Below are 19,238 nucleotides of genomic sequence, written 5' to 3' on the forward strand. Positions count from 1 at the left end.
GCTTTGCTTGGCCCAGATCAATGTTGTTGTTCGACAAACCTACTAGATTGGCCCGGTGTTCAGCCCCGAGGAGCTGGCGTCGCGCAACCGTGATCAGGGTCGATGACCAGGTTCACGGCGATGCACAGCAGGACGCTGGCATTCCTCTTCACTCAAGGACGAATTTCCTGATGCGCCATACCGAACGAACCTTCGATATCCAGCCGCTGCAACAGGCGGATATGACCATCAGCCTCAATGGCCAGCCGGTGACGGCGGCGATTGGTGAAACCGTACTCAGCGTCATCCAGTCCCTCGGACTGCGTCAGGTGGCGCGCAACGACCACGGCCAGCTGGCCGGCGCCTATTGCGGCATGGGCGTGTGCCATTGCTGCCTGGTGCAGATCGACGGCCGGCACAAGCGCCGGGCCTGCCAGACCCAGGTGCGGCCAGGCATGCAGGTACAGACCGAAGTCAACCGCATCATTGCCGCGCAGGAGGTGCTATGAGCCTCAACCCACTGATCGTCGGCGGCGGCCCCGCGGGCATGGCCGCGGCCATCGAACTGGCCGAGCACGGGGTGCGCAGTATCCTGATCGACGAGGCCTCGCGCCTGGGCGGCGTGGTCTATCGCGGACCGCTGCGCGACGGCGTGCAGCTGGACTATCTGGGGCCGCGTTATTGCGAGGCCCTGGCGAAACTGCACGGGGCCTTTTCCGACTGCGAACAGATGATCGATGTGCGCCTCAACCACCGGGTGGTGGGGGCCGAAGGCAAGGGCAGCCTGGTCCTGCTGGATGCCGACGAGCAGTTGCAGGAAGTGGCCTATCCGCAGTTGCTGCTGGCCGCCGGTTGCCATGAACGCAGCGTGCCGTTTCCCGGCTGGACCTTGCCCGGGGTGATGCTGCTGGGCGGCTTGCAGTTGCAGATCAAGAGCGGCGTGGTCAAGCCGCGCGGGCCGGTGGTGATCGCCGGCAGCGGGCCGTTGCTGCCGCTGGTGGCCTGCCAGCTGCACGCCAGCGGCGCGAACGTGGCGGCGGTCTACGAGGCCTGCACCTTTGGCCGGATCGCCAAGGAAAGCCTGGCGCTGCTGAACAAGCCGCAGCTGTTCCTCGACGGCCTGAGCATGCTCGCCTACCTCAAGTTGCACCGCATTCCTGTGCATTACGGCTGGGGCGTGGTCGAGGCCCAGGGCGCGGACGGGCTGGAAAGCGTCAGCGTGGCGCCATACTCGGCGCGCTGGGAGCCGGACCTGAGCCGCCTGCAACAGGTCGCCGCGCAGACCCTGGCGGTAGGCTACGGCTTTATCCCGCGCACCCAGCTCAGCCAGCAGATGGGCCTCAACCACGGCTTCAGCCATGACGGCTACCTGCGGGCCACGGCCAACGTCTGGCAGCAAAGCAGCGAGCCGCACATTCACCTGGCCGGCGACATGGGCGGGATTCGCGGCGGCGAGGCAGCGATGCTCACCGGACGCATCGCCGCGCTGTCGATCCTGATGCAGCGCGATGTGCTGAGCAACGAGGAGGCCCTGGCGCGGCGCCAGAAGTACCAGAACAAACTGGCCTCCATCACCCGTTTCCGCGCCGCGGTGGACCGCTACACCGAACGCGGCACCGGGCAGATCGAACTGCCGGCCGCCGACACCCTGATCTGCCGTTGCGAACACGCCACCCGTGGCGATATCGACCGCGCCCTGGAGCAGGGTGTGCAGGACATGGCCAGCCTGAAGATGCGCACCCGGGTGAGCATGGGCGACTGCCAGGGCCGCATGTGCGTGGGCTATTGCAGCGACCGCCTGCGCCAGGCCACCGGGCGCCAGGACGTGGGCTGGCTGCGCCCGCGTTTCCCCCTGGACCCGATTCCTTTTTCCGCCTTCCCTCAACCGAGCAAGGATGCTGTGAATCATGAGTAAGTTCTACGACGTGGTCATCGCCGGCGGCGGTGTGATCGGCGCTTCCTGCGCGTACCAGTTGTCCAAGCGCAAGAACCTGCGGGTGGCGTTGATCGACGCCAAGCGTCCGGGCAATGCCACCCGCGCCTCGGCCGGCGGCCTGTGGGCCATCGGCGAGTCGGTGGGGCTGGGCTGCGGGGTGATCTTCTTTCGCATGATGTCGGCGCGCAACAAGCGCCAGGCCCAGGGTTCGGCGGTGCTGGTGGACTCCAGCACGCCGCATATCCTGCCGCAGTCGTTCTTCGACTTCGCCCTGCAATCCAACGGCTTGTACCCGCAGTTGCATGAAGAGCTGCGCGAGCGTCACGGCATGGACTTCAAGTTCGAGCGCACCGGGCTGAAGTTCGTGATCTACGACGACGAGGACCGGCTCTACGCCGAGCACATCGTGGCCTGCATCCCGCACCTGTCCCATCAGGTGCGCTGGCTCGACCAGGCGGCGCTGCGCCAGGCGGAGCCGAACGTCAGCCATCACGCCCAGGGTGCCCTGGAATTCCTCTGCGACCATCAGGTCAACCCGTTCCGCCTGGCCGACGCCTACACCGAAGGCGCGCGGCAGAACGGCGTGGACATGTACTTCAACACCAACGTCACCGGGGTGCTGCACCAGGGCAGCCGGATCAGCGGCGTGCAGACGGCGGAGGCGGGGCTGTTCCATTGCGACACTCTGATCAACGCCGCCGGCGCCTGGGCCGCCGAGCTGAGCCTGCAAGCCACCGGCGCGAGCATTCCGGTGAAACCGGTCAAGGGCCAGATCCTGCTCACCGAGCGCATGCCGCAACTGCTCAACGGTTGCCTGACCACCAGCGACTGCTACATGGCGCAGAAGGACAACGGCGAGATCCTGATCGGCAGCACCACCGAGGACAAGGGCTTCGATATCAGCACCACCTACCGGGAAATCCAGGGCCTGGTGCAGGGCGCGGTGCGCTGCGTGCCGCAGCTCGAACAGGTCAACCTCAAGCGCTGCTGGGCCGGCCTGCGCCCGGGCTCGCCGGATGAACTGCCGATCCTCGGGCCGATGTGCGGGGTAGAGGGTTACCTCAATGCCTGCGGGCACTTCCGCACCGGCATCCTGACCTCGGCGATCACCGGCGTGTTGCTGGATCGGTTGGTGAATGAGGAGGCGTTGCCGCTGGACATCACGCCGTTCCTCGCCGAGCGCTTCGGCTTGCAGGCGGTGGCGCCGTTGCAGGTGGCGCTGGCCTGAGCCTGGCGCGGTGCTTCAGAAGCACCGCGTTGCTTTTACGCTCTATCGCGGGCAAGTCGGATCGCCGCCCGCGATGGAGGTTAACGATGACGCGGTTTTGTGGCTTCAAAGCATCGGCGTGCTGACAAACAACGCCAACCCTTCGGCGTACTCCGCAAACGCCTTGACCCTTGGAAACCGTGCGGCATCCAGATGCTCGGCCACCAGCAGTTGGGTAAAGCTCCAGGCCACGGCCAGGCTGATACCGGCCTGATCGATATCGCCATCGGTGGCCAGCGGGCGTTTCTCCAGTTCTTTTTCCAGCTCGCCATAAGCCGCCGCCAGCTGCCCGCGAACCCGCTCCAACCACGGTTCGTGCCGCTTCTCGGCGGGGCGCAGCTGGTACTCGTAGTAGATCTGCACCGACTTCTCGCACGCCGCCAGCGCCAGGCCGATCAGCCGCAGGTCATGGGCCCGCGCCTGGGGCGCCGCCGGCAACAGGCTGCGGCCGGCCAGGGCTTCCAGGTAGTCGATGATCAGGCACGAATCCATCAGCACCGTGCCGTCGTCGCAGATCAGGGTCGGCGCCTTGACCACCGGGTTGATGCGCTGGAACTGCTCGAAAGTGCGAAACACCGACAACGCCTCATGCTCGAACGGGATCTCCAGGCGCTTGAGGGTAATGGCGACACGGCGTACGTAAGGTGAATCGAGCATACCGATGAGTTTCATTGAGCATTTCCTTGTGCGGAACAACGAGACAGGGGGAGGGCCGCGGCTAATTTAGCGACAAATGTCCGGGGTTGGCTATCGGGGGCTGGGTTATTGCTGTCAATCGTTGATGACCTGTAGTTCAGGTTTAATGAGGCGAGGGTGAATGTGCTTGGGTGGCCTGTTGCGCAATGTTCAAGGGGGATCATGAAAACATGAGGCCGGTTATATGAGTTCGGATGTTGTACAAGTCCCGCCAGGCACTTTTATCGATGTGCCTTGATAATGGATTGGAAACCCGCAGCCTGATATTGCGCTGCGGGTTCAAGTGTCCGAAACAGCATTGAGCCAGTTCGACTGTTTCGGTTTGGCCGGCTCAATAAACTGCCGTGCATTTCAAACCGCTTGTTTATTGTTCACTCCAGGCGATTGCCCGATTGAACGCCTCATAGGTTTCCGACTCGATAAACTCCGCAGTCGGAACGATCTTGAGTGATTTCAGCAGGTCCTCGACATCGTCTTCCTGCCCGATTTGAACGAAGAACTGCTGGATACTGCTCATCTCGCTGTTGGTCAGGCTGCCCAGGAAGTTCTTTCCCTGGTAGTTCTCGGCTACATAAAAGCTGTAGTTGTTGTTGCCGACCCTGGACTTGTATATCGACGTCAGGCCACCGGCGCCCAAGGTGATTTTACCGTCGCTTTCCTCTTTCATCTCCCGGGCGATAGTGTCGTGATCCGTTTCTCCCGCATTCTTGGTGCCGCCGAAAAACTGCGGCATGCCGCCATACACGAGATTGGCGCGTTTAATGGGGAAGTAGAGGTAGCCATTATCCTCGTCTTCGGAATACAGAAGAATTGCGTATGCTTTGTCGGTCATGATGCGCTCCTTGCGTGAGTTTGAACCTCAAACTTCCCTGGCACTGCGAGGGACTTGTCCTGATGCCCATGACCAGCACTTGATTGAACGGCGCAAGCACGATTGTGCTGTGGAGCATCCGTTACCCAGCGTAGGTGAGCGACGTACCCGGTGCCGGTCTTTCGGATGAACAGCAGGTCATGGCGCGGGAGCCGCCAAACGGACTCGTAGCAGAGTGTGGCAGCGCTATTGTGTAGGAAGGCTGAGTGTTGGCAGGAGAAGCGCTATGCATCCCACCCGAACTGCCCTTGTCCTTGCCGGTGGTGGCAGCCTTGGGGCTGTCCAGGTGGGGATGCTGCGGGCGCTGCTGGAAAAGCATGTGGTGTTCGACCTGGTGGTCGGCGCGTCGGTCGGTGCCCTCAACGGCGCCTATTTTGCCGCCAGGCCCAATGCCCGCGGGGTCGCCGAACTGGCCGATTTCTGGCGTGGCTTGCGCAAGGCCGATGTGTTTCCGTTTTCCTTGATTGACGCGCTGTCGTCCGTGCTCAGGCGTCGCGGCTGCCTGTTGCCCTCGTCGGCGCTGGCGAGCCTGGTGCGCCGGGCGCTGCCGGTGACCCGGATCGAAGACACCGAACTGCCCCTGTATATCGTCACCACCAACCTGCTCACGGGCGCCGAGGAGCTGTTGTCCAGCGGCAGCGTCGAGCAGGCCCTGCTGGCCAGTGCCGCGATTCCGCTGGTGTTTCCCTGGGTGCAGATCGGCGACAAGCTGCTGGTCGACGGTGGTGTCGCCAGCAACACCCCGATCGCCGCGGCGGTGTCGCTGGGCGCGACCCGGGTCATCGTGGTGCCGACGGGATTTGGCTGCGCCTGCCCACGGCCGCCGAGCGGGTTGATCGCCCTGGCCTTGCACACCCTGAACCTGATGAGCATGCGCCAGCTGGTGCGTGACATTGAGCTCCATTCGCCACAGGCGGCGATCCATGTGGTCGCGCCCTTGTGTCCGCTGGGTATTTCGGTGTTCGACTTCAGCCAGACCGAGCAACTGCTGCAACGGGCCCACCAGCAGACCCTGGCCTGGGTCGAAGAAGGTGGCCTGCTGCGTACCGGTGTGCCGGGGGCGTTGCGGGCGCATACGCACGCGGCGGGGTGAGGCTCAGTCCTCGAACCCCGCCTGCTCGTGAATCTCGTCGACCTTCAGTTCCAGGCGGTAGGCCACGGCGATGAACAGCGCCTGGCACAGGCACAAGGTCGCGCTCAGGGAGCGGAAGGCGAAGGAGCTGCCTTCGTTGACCAGCAGCACGGTGTTGGCGCGCTTGGCCAGGGGCGACAGGTTGCTGTCGGTGATGATCAGGGTCTTGGCCTGGTGGTGCTGGGCGATGCGCAGGCAGTGCTGGGTTTCCTTGGCATACGGGGTGAAGCTGATGGCGATCACCAGGTCGTTGGGGCGGATGCTGCGCATCTGTTCGCGGTAGCTGCCGCCCAGGCCCGACACCAGGTGAATGCGCTTGTTGGTGTGCTGCAGGTTGTACACCAGGTAGTCGGCCACGGCGAAGGAGCGGCGCACCCCGACCACGTAGATGTTGTCAGCGTTGACCACCAGGTCCACGGCCTTGTCGAAGGCCGCGTCGTCCAGCTCCAGGCCCAGGCGCTCGATGCCCGACAGGGTGGCGTTGATGCACTCGCGCGCCAGGTCGCCGCCGCTGGCCTTCTGCGACTTGTTGGCGATCATGCTGCGGATGCGCTGTTGGTAGTTCTGTACCGGGGTGGTCTTGTGGGTGTAGGCCTCGCGAAACAGCGCCTGCATTTCGCTGAAGCCGCTGAAGCCGAAGCGCTGGGAGAAGCGCACGATGGCCGAAGGGTGCACCTCGCATTCACCGGCGATGTCGCTGATGCGGTCGACCATGATCCGGTCGCTCTGCTGGCTCATGTAGCTGGCGATGCGCTTGAGCTGGCGCGGCAGGCTTTCGTATTCCTGGGTGATCAGCTGCAGCAGGCGCTCGGCATTGATCGGGGGGCTGGCGAGGTCGCTGTCTTGCGGGCTCTCGGTCGTGGCCGGCTGATCGGTGCGGGACATAGGCAATCCTTCTGTGCTTACTGGCTTGTACTTAATGGGAGCGGGCTGGTTGATCCACTCCCTGACAATAGGTGGGCTGTGCGCAGTCTACAGGGTCGGCGCGGGGAAAATCTTGAGCCGCGCGGCCACGGGGCGCTTGCTGAAACGATGCAGGCTGCCTGGAGCGGCCTTGAAAAAGTTTATTGGAAAAAATATTCCACGTAAAAAATTTATAGAAAAAATATTGATTGGTGCCGGTGAACGTTTTAGTCTGCATCCACCAAGAGCGTTCGGCGCCTTCCTCGGTGCCACGCGCAGGCTGATAAAAATAACAGGAGCCAGCATGGGCCAGACTCGTTTTGCCAGTGGGCGTCAATTGGATCTGATCTGCCTCGGACGCCTGGGCGTCGACCTTTACGCACAGCAGGTCGGGGCCCGGCTGGAGGATGTCACAAGCTTCGCCAAATACCTCGGCGGCTCCTCCGCCAACATCGCCTTCGGCACCGCGCGCCTGGGCTTGCGCTCGGCGATGCTGAGCCGGGTCGGCGACGATCACATGGGGCGCTTCCTGGTGGAATCCCTGGCCCGCGAAGGCTGCGACGTCAGCGCGATCAAGGTCGACCCGCAGCGCCTGACCGCCCTGGTCCTGCTCGGGCTCAAGGACCGCGAAACCTTCCCCCTGGTGTTCTACCGCGAGAACTGCGCCGACATGGCCCTGCGCGCCGAGGACATCAATGAAGCCTTTATCGCCTCCAGCAAGGCCTTGCTGATCACCGGCACCCATTTCTCCACCGACGGCGTGTACCAGGCCAGCCTCCAGGCTCTGGAGTACGCCGAGCGGCACGACGTCAAGCGCGTGCTCGACATCGACTACCGCCCGGTACTCTGGGGCCTGGCGGGCAAGGCCGACGGCGAGACCCGGTTTGTCGCCGACCAGAATGTCAGCGCCCATGTGCAGAAGATCCTGCCGCGCTTCGACCTGATCGTCGGCACCGAAGAAGAATTCCTCATCGCCGGTGGTAGCGACGACTTGCTCGGCGCCTTGCGCACCGTGCGTTCGCTGACCGCCGCGACCCTGGTGGTCAAGCTCGGTCCCCAGGGCTGCACGGTGATCCACGGGGCGATCCCGGCGCGCCTGGAAGACGGCGCGATCTACCCCGGGGTGCGGGTCGAAGTGCTCAATGTGCTGGGGGCGGGCGATGCCTTTATGTCCGGCTTCCTCAGTGGCTGGCTGGAGGACGCCAGCGACGAGCGCTGCTGCCAGCTGGCCAATGCCTGCGGCGGCCTGGTGGTGTCGCGCCATGCCTGCGCACCGGCGATGCCGACCCGCGCCGAGCTGGATTACCTGTTCAACAGCCCGGTGCCCATTACCCGGCCGGACCAGGACAGCACCCTGCAGCGCCTGCATCAGGTCAGCGTGCCGCGCAAGGCCTGGAAGCAGCTGTTCATCTTTGCCTTCGACCATCGCGGGCAGTTGGTGGAACTGGCGCAGAAGGGCGGGCGCGAGCTCAAGGCCATCGGTCAGCTCAAGCAGCTGTTTATCCAGGCTGTGGAGCGGGTCGAGGCCGACTTGCGCAAGCAGGGCGTCGAAGCCGATGTCGGCCTGCTGGCGGACCAGCGTTTCGGCCAGGATTCGCTGAACGCCGCCACCGGCCGAGGCTGGTGGGTGGCGCGGCCGGTGGAAGTCCAGGGCTCGCGGCCGCTGGCTTTCGAACACGGGCGTTCGATCGGCAGCAACCTGATCGCCTGGCCCCAGGAGCAGATCATCAAGTGCCTGGTGCAATACCACCCGGACGACGAGCCGTTGCTGCGCCTGGAGCAGGAAGCGCAGATCAAGGGCCTGTACCAGGCGTCCCAGGTCAGCGGCCATGAGCTGCTGCTGGAAATCATTCCGCCCAAGGACCATCCCTCGACTCACCCGGACGTGCTCTACCGCGCCCTCAAGCGCCTGTACAACCTGGGCATTTTCCCGGCCTGGTGGAAGATCGAGGCGCAGAGCGCCGAGCAGTGGCAGCAGCTCGACGAGCTGATCGAGGAGCGCGACCCCTATTGCCGTGGCGTGGTGCTGCTGGGCCTCAACGCCCCGGCGGCGACCCTGGCCGAGGGTTTCCGTCAGGCTGGCAACAGCCGCACCTGCCGCGGCTTCGCCGTGGGCCGGACGATTTTCCATGAACCGAGCCGGGCCTGGCTGGCCAGCGAGATCGACGACGAAACCCTGATCCGCCGAGTGCAGGCGACCTTCGTCGAGCTGATCGACGCCTGGCGCACGGCCCGACCCCAAACGCAAACCCGAACGTAAACCTGGCACAAATCCCTGTAGCCGCTGCCGAGCGTAGCGAGGCTGCGATCGAGCGCGTAGCGCTCGCAAAACCTGACAACGCGTAGTGTCAGGTACAACGCTTGCGGTGGCTGCGCCACCGATCGCAGCCTCGCAGGCTCGGCAGCGGCTACAGCGGCTACAGCAGTAGGTACGAGGCCGGGAATTTTTCAGAACTGCTTTAGAAAACAATAAAAGGTGCAGCCATGCCCGCAATCCGAATTGGCATCAACCCGATTTCCTGGAGCAACGACGACCTGCCGTCCCTTGGCGGCGAAACGCCGTTGAGCACCGCGCTGAGCGAAGGCAAGGAGATCGGCTACGAAGGTTTCGAGCTCAACGGCAAGTTCCCCAAGGATGCCAAGGGCGTCGGCGATGTACTGCGGCCTTATGACCTGGCGCTGGTCTCGGGCTGGTATTCCAGCCGCCTGGCCCGACGCTCGGTGGCCGAGGAGATCGACGCCATCGCCAGCCATGTGCAGTTGCTGGCGCAGAACGGCGCCACCGTGCTGGTCTACGGCGAGGTCGCCGACTCGATCCAGGGCCAGCGCATTCCCTTGGTGGAGCGTCCGCGTTTTCACAGCCAGCAGGCCTGGCAGGAATACGCCGACAAGCTCACCGAGCTTGCGCGTTTCACCCTGTCCCAGGGCGTACGCCTGGCGTACCACCACCATATGGGCGCCTACGTCGAATCGCCGGCGGACATCGACCAGTTGATGAGCCTGACCGGCAGCGAAGTCGGCCTGCTGTTCGATTCGGGCCACTGCTACATGGGCGGCGGCGAGCCGCTGCAAGTGCTGCGCAAGCACATCGGGCGCATCTGCCACGTGCACTTCAAGGATGTACGCAAGCCGGTGGTGCAGCTGGCGCGCAACCACCTGTGGAGTTTCCCCGACTGCATCATCAACGGCACCTTCACCGTGCCGGGGGATGGCGACATCGATTTCGCCGCGCTGCTGGACGAGCTGCTGGCCGCCGATTACCAGGGCTGGCTGGTGGTGGAGGCCGAGCAGGACCCGGCGGTGGCACCGAGTTATGTCTACGCGAAGAAGGGTTATGACACCTTGCGCGCGCTGCTTAACGAGAGGACGGGACAATGAGCCTGCTGGTAAAAAGCGCGGCCAAGGGCCGGACCATGGTCCAGTTGGCCGAGGGCCGGTTGCAGTACGTCGGTTTCGCCGCCTACCGCCTGAGCCTCGGCGAAAGCCTGCCGGTCAATGCCGGCGACCGGGAGCTGTGCCTGGTGCTGCTCAGCGGGCGCATCGGCATCCAGGGCGAGGCGCCGGGGCAGGGCGCGTTCGGCTGGGACAACCTCGGCGACCGGCAATCGGTGTTCGAGGACAAGTCGCCCTTCGCCGTCTACCTGCCGCCCGGCAGCCAGGCCCAGGTCACGGCCCTGAGCGATGTGCAGATCGCCGTCTGCGCCGCGCCTGGCGCTACTGCAAAAAGCTCCAACGGCCTCGGCCCCCGGCTGATCCTTCCCGAGAGCATGAAGCGCAGCGTGCGTGGCAAGGGCGCCAACACCCGCTATGTCTGCGACATCCTGCCGGACAGCGAGCCGGCCCATTCGCTGCTGGTGGTGGAGGTGCGCACGCCGTCCGGGCATTCCTCCAGCTACCCGCCGCACAAGCACGACACCGACGACCTGCCGCACCAGAGCTTTCTCGAAGAAACCTATTACCACCAGGTCAACCCGCCCCAGGGCTTTGTGTTCCAGCGGGTCTACACCGACGACCGCAGCCTCGACGAGGCCATGGCCGTGGAGCACGGCGACCTGGTGGTGGTGCCCAAGGGTTACCACCCGGTCAGCGTGCCCTATGGCTACGAGTCCTATTACCTGAACGTCATGGCCGGGCCCAAGCGGGTCTGGCAGTTCCATAACGATCCGCGGCACAGCTGGCTGCTGGATCTGTGATTTCCAGCCTCTGAATTCCAACATTCGAACGGAGAACAAGAACAATGAGTGACGCCCCGGTAATCGGCCATTACATCGACGGTCAGGTGCAGGACAGCGGCGAGCGCTTCGCCAACGTGTTCAACCCGGCCACCGGCCGCGTGCAGGCCCAGGTCGCCCTGGCCAGCCAGAAGACCGTGGACGAGGCCGTCGCTTCGGCGATGAAGGCCTTCCCGGCCTGGTCCGAGCAGTCGGCGCTGCGCCGTTCGCGGGTGATGTTCAAGTTCAAGGAACTGCTGGATCAACACCACAACGAGCTGGCCGAGATCATCACCCGCGAGCACGGCAAGGTGCTGTCCGACGCCCATGGCGAAGTGACCCGCGGCATCGAGATCGTCGAGTTCGCCTGTGGCGCGCCGAGCCTGCTGAAAACCGACTTCAGCGACAACATCGGCGGCGGCATCGACAACTGGAACCTGCGCCAGCCCCTGGGCGTGTGCGCCGGGGTCACCCCGTTCAACTTCCCGGTGATGGTGCCGCTGTGGATGATCCCGCTGGCCCTGGTCAGCGGTAACTGCTTCATCCTCAAGCCGTCGGAGCGCGACCCGTCTGCCAGCCTGCTGATGGCGCGCCTGCTGACGCAAGCCGGGCTGCCCGATGGCGTGTTCAACGTGGTCCAGGGCGACAAGGCGGCGGTGGACGGGCTGTTGCAGCACCCGGACATCGAAGCGATTTCCTTTGTCGGTTCGACGCCGATCGCCGAGTACATCCACCGCCAGGCCACGTCCCGCGGCAAGCGCGTGCAGGCCCTGGGCGGGGCGAAGAACCATATGATCGTGATGCCCGATGCCGATCTGGACCAGGCCGCCGATGCGCTGATCGGCGCGGCCTACGGCTCGGCCGGCGAGCGCTGCATGGCGATCTCCATCGCCGTGGCGGTGGGCGAGGTGGGCGACCGGTTGATCGAGAAACTGCGGCCGCGCATCGACCAGCTGAAGATCGGCAACGGCATGCAGGGCGACAGCGACATGGGGCCGCTGGTGACCGCCGAGCACAAGGCCAAGGTCGAAGGTTTCATCGACCAGGGCGTGGCCCAGGGCGCGCAACTGCTGGTGGACGGCCGCGGCTTCAAGGTGCCGGGGGCGGAGCAGGGCTTTTTTGTCGGTGCCACCCTGTTCGACGGCGTGACCACAGAGATGAGCATCTATCAGGAGGAAATTTTCGGCCCGGTGCTGGGCATCGTCCGGGTGGCGGATTTCGCCAGCGCGGTGGCGCTGATCAACGCCCATGAGTTCGGCAACGGCGTGTCCTGCTTCACCCGCGACGGCGGCGTGGCCCGGGCCTTCGCCCGCAGCATCAAGGTCGGCATGGTCGGCATCAACGTGCCGATTCCGGTGCCCATGGCCTGGCATTCCTTCGGCGGCTGGAAGCGCTCGCTGTTCGGCGACCACCATGCCTACGGCGAGGAAGGCCTGCGCTTCTACAGCCGCTACAAGAGCGTGATGCAGCGCTGGCCGGACAGCATCGCCAAGGGCCCCGAGTTCAGCATGCCGACTGCCAAGTAACCCCATTCAACCCGTTGCTCTGGAGAATAAGAATAATGAGCCAGCCCCTGCGTTTCGCCCTGAATCGTATGGTTGCCCCACGTTTGAGCCTGCCGGCGTTCATCGAGCTGGCGGTGACCCTGAAAGCCGATGCCATCGAGATCCGCAATGACCTTGCGGGCGTGGAAATCGAAGATGGCACGCCGCCGCAGCAGGTGCGCCAGTTGTGCGCGGCCCACGGCATCCAGGTGCTGTCGATCAATGCGCTGTACCCCTTCGATGTCTGGAACGCCGAGCGTCGCGCCCAGGCCCTGAAGCTTGCCGCCTATGCCCGCGACTGCGGCGCCCGCGGCCTGGTGATGTGCCCGCTGAACGACCGCGCCGATGCGCGCAGCGAAGCCTCGCGCGGCGCTGGTTTGCGCACCGCCTTGACGGAGTTGGCGCCGATCCTGCGCGAGCATGGGATTCTCGGTTTTATCGAGCCCCTGGGTTTCGAGGAGTGCTCCCTGCGGCGCAAGCGCACCGCGGTGGAGGCGATCCGCGCCACCGGTGGGCTGGATGTGTTCCGCCTGGTGCACGACACCTTTCACCATCACCTGGCCGGCGAGCAGGAGTTCTTCCCTGAGCTGACCGGGCTGGTGCATATCTCCGGGGTCGAGGACCGCGAGGCGCCCCTGGCGAGCATCCGCGACGGCCACCGGGTGCTGGTGGGCGAGGGCGATATCCTCGGCAACGCGGCGCAGATCGAGGCCCTGCTCGAGCGCGGCTACAGCGGCCACCTGTCGTTCGAGCCGTTCGCCGACAGCGTGCATGGGCTGGCGGATATCCAGCGGGCGATCGGCGCGAGCATCGACCACCTCAAGCAGGCCCTGGCATAACACCGTTCCCTGTAGCCGCTGCCGCAGGCTGCGATAAGGCCGCAGGCCTTCAGCGATCTTGAGGCCTTGCGCGCCCTTCGGTCGCGATCGCAGCCTGCGGCAGCGGCTACAGAGCAGCAACCTTCACCCTATTCAAAGGTGCAGATATGACTACGACACGACTGACCATGGCCCAGGCCCTGGTGAAATTCCTCGACAACCAGTACGTCGAGATCGATGGGTTGCAGAGCAAGTTCGTCGCCGGGATCTTCACCATTTTCGGCCACGGCAACGTGCTCGGCCTGGGCCAGGCCCTGGAGCAGGACAGCGGCGAGCTGCTGGTGCATCAGGGCCGCAACGAGCAGGGCATGGCCCACGCCGCCATCGGTTTCGCCAAGCAACACCTGCGGCGCAAGATCTACGCCTGCACCTCGTCGGTGGGCCCGGGGGCGGCGAACATGCTGACCGCCGCGGCGACCGCCACCGCCAACCGCATTCCCTTGTTGCTGCTGCCCGGCGATGTCTACGCCAGCCGCCAGCCCGACCCGGTGCTGCAACAGATCGAGCAGTTCCACGACCTGAGCATCAGCACCAACGATGCCTTCAAGGCGGTGAGCAAATACTGGGACCGCATCAACCGCCCCGAGCAGTTGATGACCGCGGCGATCCACGCCATGCGCGTGCTCACCGACCCGGCGGAAACCGGCGCGGTGACCCTGGCCTTGCCTCAGGATGTGCAGGCCGAGGCCTACGATTACCCGGATTACTTCCTGCAAAAACGCGTGCACCGCATCGAGCGCCGGCCGGCCACCGCGGCCATGCTCAAGGATGCCGTGGCGGCCTTTGCCGGCAAGCGCAAGCCGCTGATCGTCTGTGGCGGCGGGGTCAAATACTCCGGGGCCAACGAGGCGCTGCTGGCGTTTGCCGAAAGCTTCGGCATTCCCTTCGCCGAGACCCAGGCCGGCAAGAGCGCGGTGGTCTCCAGCCACCCGCTGAATGTCGGCGGCATCGGCGAGACCGGTTGCCTGGCGGCCAACCTGCTGGCGAAAGAGGCGGACTTGATCATCGGCATCGGCACCCGCTACAGCGATTTCACCACCGCCTCGAAGTCGCTGTTCCGCGCCGATGCGCAGTTTCTCAACCTCAATATCAGCCCCTGCGATGCGCTGAAGCTCGACGGCGTGCAGTTGCTGGCGGATGCCCGGGAAGGTCTTGGCGAACTGACCAAGGCCCTGGCGCGCAGCGACTACCAGGCCGCCTGGGGCGAACAGATCGGCCAGGCGCGGGCGCAGCTGGACGCGGAGGTGGACCGGGTCTATCAGGTCGAATACCACGCTGACGACTTTGTCCCGGAGATTAACGACCATATGGACCCGGCGGTGCTGCGCGAATTCATCGAGCTGACCGGTTCCTGCCTGACCCAGAGCCGGGTGCTGGGGGTGCTCAACCAGACCCTGGCCGACGACGCGGTGATAGTCGCCGCCGCGGGCAGCCTGCCCGGCGACCTGCAACGCAGCTGGCGCAGCAAGGGGGTCAATACCTACCACGTCGAGTACGGCTATTCCTGCATGGGCTACGAGGTCAACGCGGCCCTGGGGGTCAAGCTCGCCGAACCCCAGCGCGAGGTCTACGCCCTGGTGGGCGACGGCTCCTACCTGATGCTGCATTCGGAGCTGGCCACCTCGATCCAGGAGCGGCGCAAGATCAACGTGGTGCTGCTGGACAACATGACCTTCGGCTGCATCAACAACCTGCAGATGGAACACGGCATGGACAGCTTCGGCACCGAGTTCCGTTTCCGCAACCCCGAGACTGGTAAGCTCGACGGCGGCTTCGTGCCGGTGGACTTCGCCATGAGCGCGGCGGCCTATGGCTGCAAGACCTACAAGGTCAAGACCGTGGCAGAGCTGCAGGCGGCCCTGGCCGATGCGCAGACCCAGACGGTGTCGACCCTGATCGATATCAAGGTCCTGCCCAAGACCATGATCCACAAGTACCTGTCCTGGTGGCGGGTCGGGGTGGCGCAGGTGTCCACCAGCGCCCGTACCGACGCGGTGGCCAAACAACTCAACGAACGCCTGGCCAAGGCCCGGCAGTACTGATCGCTCGAATAACAACAGGCTCGAACAACCTATTGCTCGAACAAAAAACAGGAGTGCATTCATGTCTTTGAAACTGGGCGTCATCGGTACCGGGGCCATCGGCCAGGACCATATCCGTCGTTGCAGCCAGACCCTGCTGGGCAGCCAGGTGGTGGCGGTCACCGATATCAATCTTGCGCAGGCGGCGAAGGTGGTGGCCGAGCTGAAGATCGCCACCGAGGTGTATCCCGACGGGCATGCGCTGATCAAGGCGCCGGAAGTCGAGGCGGTGCTGGTTACCTCCTGGGGGCCGAGCCATGAAGAGTTCGTGCTGGCCGCCATCGCCGCTGGCAAGCCGGTGTTCTGCGAGAAGCCGCTGGCGGTGACCGCCGCCGGCTGCCGCAAGATCGTCGAGGCCGAGATGACCCACGGCAAGCGCCTGGTCCAGGTGGGCTTCATGCGTCCCTACGATTCTGGCTACCGCGCGCTGAAGGCGGTGATCGACAGCGGCCGGATCGGCGAACCGCTGATGCTGCACTGCGCCCACCGCAACCCGCGGGTCGGCGAGAACTACAAGACCGACATGGCGATCACCGACACCCTGATTCATGAACTGGACGTGCTGCGCTGGCTGCTGGCCGACGACTATGTGTCGGTGCAGGTGGTGTTCCCGCGCAAGTCGAGCAAGGCGTTGGCGCACCTGCGCGACCCGCAGGTGGTGCTGCTGGAAACCGCCAAGGGCACGCGCATCGACGTCGAGGTGTTCGTCAACTGCCAGTACGGCTACGACATCCAGTGCGAAGTGGTGGGCGAGACCGGCATCGCCAAGTTGCCGGAGCCGTCCCAGGTGCAGCTGCGCAGCGAGGCCAAGCTGTCCAACACGATCCTGATGGACTGGAAGGACCGCTTTATCGCTGCCTATGACGTCGAGCTGCAGGCCTTTATCGACGGAGTGCGGGCCGGGCAGGTCGGTGGCCCTTCGGCCTGGGACGGCTATGCCGCGGCGGTGGCCGCCGATGCCTGCATCGAGGCGCAGAACAGCGGGCAGATCGTCAAGGTCGAGCAACCGCCGCGCCCGGCGTTCTATGGCTGATTCTGTAGGAGCGGCCGGTTGCCCGCGATGGACGTTAACGATGACGCGGTCTGCCTGAAGCAACGCGGCGCATCCGACTCCATCGCGAGCAAGCTTCGCTCCTACAAGGTACACAGCAACTTTGTAGCCGCTGCCGAAGGCTGCGATAAGGCCGCAGGCCTTCAGCGATCTTGAGGTCCTACGCGCCCTTCGGTCGCGATCGCAGCCTGCGGCAGCGGCTACAGGTCACCACTTCAGATTCGGGGAGAACACTAAAATGCGCATCGCACTGGACCCCTACATGTACCGCCACCTGCCGTTGGGCCAGATGACCGACAAGGCCGCCGAACTGGGTTATCAGTACATCGAGCTGTCGCCGCGCGAGGATTTCCTGCCGTTCTACAAGGCGCCCCGGGTCGACCGGGCGCGGATCAAGGAATTTCGCAAGGCCCTCGGCGACAGCGGCGTGCAGCTCTCTTCGCTGTTGCCGATGTACCACTGGGCCGCCGCCGACGAAGGCTTGCGCGTGGCGGCGGTGCGCAACTGGAAGCGGGCGATCCAGATTGCCGTGGAAATGGACTGCGAGCTGGTCAACAGCGAGTTCACCGGCCAGTCGGACAACCCGCTGGTGTGCGAGAACCAGTTCATGCGCTCCATGGACGAGTTGATCCCGGAGTTCGAGCGCGAGGGCATCAAGCTGGATATCCAGGCCCACCCCTATGATTTCTGCGAGCGCAATAACGAGTCGGTGGACATCATCCGCGGCTTCGACCGGGACTGGATCAACTACCTGTACGCGGCGCCGCACACCTTCTTCTACGACGACGGCAAGGGCGACATCGCTTCGATGCTCAAGTATGCGGGCAGCAAGCTCAGCCACCTGATCATCGCCGACACCTACAACCACAAGGCGTCGTCGAGCCTGCGCTATATCGTCAACCCGCCGGGCGTCACCGCCACCGTGCACCAGCACCTGGACATTGGCCAGGGCGAGGTGGACTGGACGGCGTTCTTCGATACCCTGCGCGAGATCCAGTTCGACGGCATCGCCACGGTCTCGGTGTTCGCCTGGGAAGACCGCCCGGACGAATCCAACCGGATGATGCTGGAGCGGGTCAGCAGCGAGCTGTGCCGTTGACACAAACGCAGCCGCCTGTAGCCGCTGGCGCAGCCTGCGATCGAGGACGACGTCCTCGCAAAACCTGGCGGCACGGATCGAACTGAAAGACCGCATGCGCCGTGGTTGCGACCACTGCGTGGTCGAGCGCAGGCTGCGCCAGCGGCTACAGGGCTACATCGGGTTCTATATAAGGAGGGCTTTGCGATGCGCATTGGTTTGGTGGGTTACGGCCATGGTGGCCGACATTTTCACGCGCCGCTGATTGCCAGCCTGCCCGGCGCGACCTTCGTCGGCGTGGTCACCCTGTCGGCCGAGCGCCGGCAGCTGCTGGCGGCGGAGTACCCCGGGGTGCGGGCCTTCGACAGCATCGAGCAACTGGTCGCGGCCGGGATCGACGGGCTGGTGATTTCCACCCCGCTGGAGGGCCGTGCGGCGCTGGTGCTGGAAGCCATCGAGCGTGGTATCCCGGTGGTCAGCGACAAACCCTTCGCCAGCGACCTCGAACAGGCCAAGGCGCTGATCGAGGCCGCGCAAACCCGTCGGGTGCCGCTGAGTGTGTACATGAACCGGCGCTGGGACTCGGACTTCCTCACCCTGCGCAAGCTGATCGCCAGCGGCGCCCTGGGCAGCGTCAGCCGCTTCGAGTCGCGGGTCGAGCGTTATGTGCCGCAGGCCGTGGGCAATACCAGCGGCGGCGGTTTCCTGCGCGACCTCGGCAGCCATCTGGTGGACCAGGCCTTGCAGCTGTTCGGCCCGGTGACCCGGGTCTACGCCGAATTGCAGTACGCCCCCCAGGCGCCGACCTGCGACCACGGGTTTTTCCTCGCCCTGAGCCACGCCAATGGCGTGGTTTCACACGTGTCCGGTAGTTGTCTGCAGAATTGCCAGGGGCCACGGTTCCGGGTCAGCGGTTCGGCCGGCAGTTATACGGTCGAGGGCCTGGACGGCCAGGAGCAGGCGCTGGTCGCCGGCCTGTCGCCGCAGACCGAGGGCGAGCGCTGGGGCGTCGAGGAACACCGGCGCTGGGGCTGGTTCGAGCAGGGCGAGATCCGCGAGCGGGTGGCTTCCGAGCGGGGCGACTGGTTGCAGTTCTATAAACAGTGGCAAGCGGCGCTGCAAGGGCAGGGGCCGCTGCCGGTGACAGCGGCCGAGGCCCTGGCCACCACCCGCGTGCTGGACGCCGCGCGCCTGAGCTGGCGCCAGCGCCAGGTGGTGGAAATGGCCGATTTCCGGCTGCAGAATGAATTTGGAATAAAATTCTAAAATGAGTTGATATAGAAATTATTTTCCAATAAAGTCATTTCCAGGTTGCCGACTAGCAGGGTTTCGCCAGCGTCACAGGCCGATTTCAGATCCGCCTTGAACCGAGTGAAACCCGCCAACAAAAACAAAACAGGTACCGTCGATGAAAACCTTCAGTTCCGTTGTGCACCTGCTTCGCCGCGCATTGCCGCGCCGCCATCCATTGTCCAGTCGAACACCTCGCCAAACATCCCGGCATGCCTTTGTCGTCCAGTCCCTGGTCCGCCTGCTTTGCGTCGAACGCAAGGGCGCGCTGGTGTGCTGCATGCCCGGCGCGCCGATCGTGCGTCTGCCTCACTGAGTGGT

General features: G+C 64.6%; 18 protein-coding genes. 14 read left to right on the top strand and 4 right to left on the bottom strand.

What is annotated here, in order from left to right; all coding sequences use genetic code 11:
* The first annotated feature begins 170 nt into the window (after window positions 1-170).
* The 3 genes from hcnA to hcnC are packed head-to-tail and all read left to right on the top strand — an operon-like array spanning window position 171 to window position 3,143.
* On the top strand, window positions 171-488 hold the full coding sequence (gene hcnA / locus CXQ81_RS14560) for a cyanide-forming glycine dehydrogenase subunit HcnA (RefSeq protein WP_007930720.1): 318 nt from the start codon (window positions 171-173) through the stop codon (window positions 486-488).
* Window positions 485-1,894 (top strand): cyanide-forming glycine dehydrogenase subunit HcnB, encoded by a 1,410-nt coding sequence (gene hcnB, locus CXQ81_RS14565; protein ID WP_101337602.1) that lies wholly within the window; start codon window positions 485-487, stop codon window positions 1,892-1,894. Before hcnA ends, hcnB begins: the two co-directional genes overlap by 4 nt.
* Window positions 1,887-3,143 carry a cyanide-forming glycine dehydrogenase subunit HcnC gene (gene hcnC, locus CXQ81_RS14570; protein ID WP_007930723.1) on the top strand — a complete coding sequence of 419 codons (1,257 nt, stop codon included), beginning with the start codon at window positions 1,887-1,889 and terminating at the stop codon, window positions 3,141-3,143. The genes hcnB and hcnC overlap by 8 nt, the downstream gene beginning before the upstream one ends.
* A 105-nt stretch (window positions 3,144-3,248) precedes the next feature.
* Here the strand turns inward: hcnC and CXQ81_RS14575 are convergent, their stop codons facing one another.
* Window positions 3,249-3,854 carry a glutathione S-transferase gene (locus CXQ81_RS14575; protein ID WP_101337603.1) on the bottom strand — a complete coding sequence of 202 codons (606 nt, stop codon included), beginning with the start codon at window positions 3,852-3,854 and terminating at the stop codon, window positions 3,249-3,251.
* A 388-nt stretch (window positions 3,855-4,242) separates the two neighbouring features.
* On the bottom strand, window positions 4,243-4,710 hold the full coding sequence (locus tag CXQ81_RS14580) for an NUDIX hydrolase (protein ID WP_007930725.1): 468 nt from the start codon (window positions 4,708-4,710) through the stop codon (window positions 4,243-4,245).
* A gap of 265 nt (window positions 4,711-4,975) precedes the next feature.
* Between CXQ81_RS14580 and CXQ81_RS14585 the strand changes: the two genes are divergently transcribed.
* Window positions 4,976-5,842: a patatin-like phospholipase family protein gene (locus tag CXQ81_RS14585; RefSeq protein WP_101337604.1), complete on the top strand. Its 867-nt coding sequence runs from the start codon at window positions 4,976-4,978 to the stop codon at window positions 5,840-5,842.
* A gap of 3 nt (window positions 5,843-5,845) precedes the next feature.
* Here the strand turns inward: CXQ81_RS14585 and CXQ81_RS14590 are convergent, their stop codons facing one another.
* Window positions 5,846-6,766: a MurR/RpiR family transcriptional regulator gene (locus tag CXQ81_RS14590; protein ID WP_007930727.1), complete on the bottom strand. Its 921-nt coding sequence runs from the start codon at window positions 6,764-6,766 to the stop codon at window positions 5,846-5,848.
* Between the two features lie 87 nt (window positions 6,767-6,853).
* Window positions 6,854-7,090, bottom strand: coding sequence for a hypothetical protein (locus CXQ81_RS31055; protein ID WP_148050834.1), 237 nt, complete (start codon window positions 7,088-7,090; stop codon window positions 6,854-6,856).
* On the opposite strand from CXQ81_RS31055, the gene iolC reads away from it, so the two are divergent.
* The 10 genes from iolC (at window position 7,089) to CXQ81_RS14640 (ending at window position 19,233) form a co-directional block, all read left to right on the top strand.
* Entirely contained in the window at window positions 7,089-9,044 is a 1,956-nt protein-coding gene (iolC, locus tag CXQ81_RS14595; protein WP_101337605.1) for a 5-dehydro-2-deoxygluconokinase, read from the top strand. The genes CXQ81_RS31055 and iolC overlap by 2 nt on opposite strands.
* Before the next feature lie 224 nt (window positions 9,045-9,268).
* Window positions 9,269-10,162 (top strand): myo-inosose-2 dehydratase, encoded by an 894-nt coding sequence (gene iolE / locus CXQ81_RS14600; protein WP_101337606.1) that lies wholly within the window; start codon window positions 9,269-9,271, stop codon window positions 10,160-10,162.
* Complete coding sequence (gene iolB / locus CXQ81_RS14605) at window positions 10,159-10,977, top strand: 5-deoxy-glucuronate isomerase (protein ID WP_101337607.1); 819 nt, start codon at window positions 10,159-10,161, stop codon at window positions 10,975-10,977. Before iolE ends, iolB begins: the two co-directional genes overlap by 4 nt.
* 44 nt (window positions 10,978-11,021) lie before the next feature.
* Window positions 11,022-12,521 carry a CoA-acylating methylmalonate-semialdehyde dehydrogenase gene (locus CXQ81_RS14610; protein ID WP_101337608.1) on the top strand — a complete coding sequence of 500 codons (1,500 nt, stop codon included), beginning with the start codon at window positions 11,022-11,024 and terminating at the stop codon, window positions 12,519-12,521.
* 35 nt (window positions 12,522-12,556) lie between these two features.
* A complete protein-coding gene (locus CXQ81_RS14615; protein ID WP_101337609.1) occupies window positions 12,557-13,378 on the top strand; it encodes a TIM barrel protein in 822 nt (273 codons plus the stop codon).
* A gap of 146 nt (window positions 13,379-13,524) precedes the next feature.
* Window positions 13,525-15,459, top strand: a complete 1,935-nt coding sequence (gene iolD / locus CXQ81_RS14620) for a 3D-(3,5/4)-trihydroxycyclohexane-1,2-dione acylhydrolase (decyclizing) (protein WP_101337610.1) — start codon at window positions 13,525-13,527, stop codon at window positions 15,457-15,459.
* 61 nt (window positions 15,460-15,520) lie between these two features.
* Window positions 15,521-16,531, top strand: a complete 1,011-nt coding sequence (locus CXQ81_RS14625; RefSeq protein WP_101337611.1) for a Gfo/Idh/MocA family protein — start codon at window positions 15,521-15,523, stop codon at window positions 16,529-16,531.
* 256 nt (window positions 16,532-16,787) lie between these two features.
* Entirely contained in the window at window positions 16,788-17,648 is an 861-nt protein-coding gene (locus CXQ81_RS14630; RefSeq protein WP_007920489.1) for a sugar phosphate isomerase/epimerase family protein, read from the top strand.
* 186 nt (window positions 17,649-17,834) lie between these two features.
* Window positions 17,835-18,893: a Gfo/Idh/MocA family oxidoreductase gene (locus CXQ81_RS14635; protein WP_101337612.1), complete on the top strand. Its 1,059-nt coding sequence runs from the start codon at window positions 17,835-17,837 to the stop codon at window positions 18,891-18,893.
* 142 nt (window positions 18,894-19,035) lie between these two features.
* On the top strand, window positions 19,036-19,233 hold the full coding sequence (locus CXQ81_RS14640) for a hypothetical protein (RefSeq protein ID WP_101337613.1): 198 nt from the start codon (window positions 19,036-19,038) through the stop codon (window positions 19,231-19,233).
* Window positions 19,234-19,238 lie beyond the last annotated feature (5 nt).

Source organism: Pseudomonas sp. 09C 129, from assembly GCF_002843625.1.
Lineage (GTDB): Bacteria > Pseudomonadota > Gammaproteobacteria > Pseudomonadales > Pseudomonadaceae > Aquipseudomonas > Aquipseudomonas chlororaphis.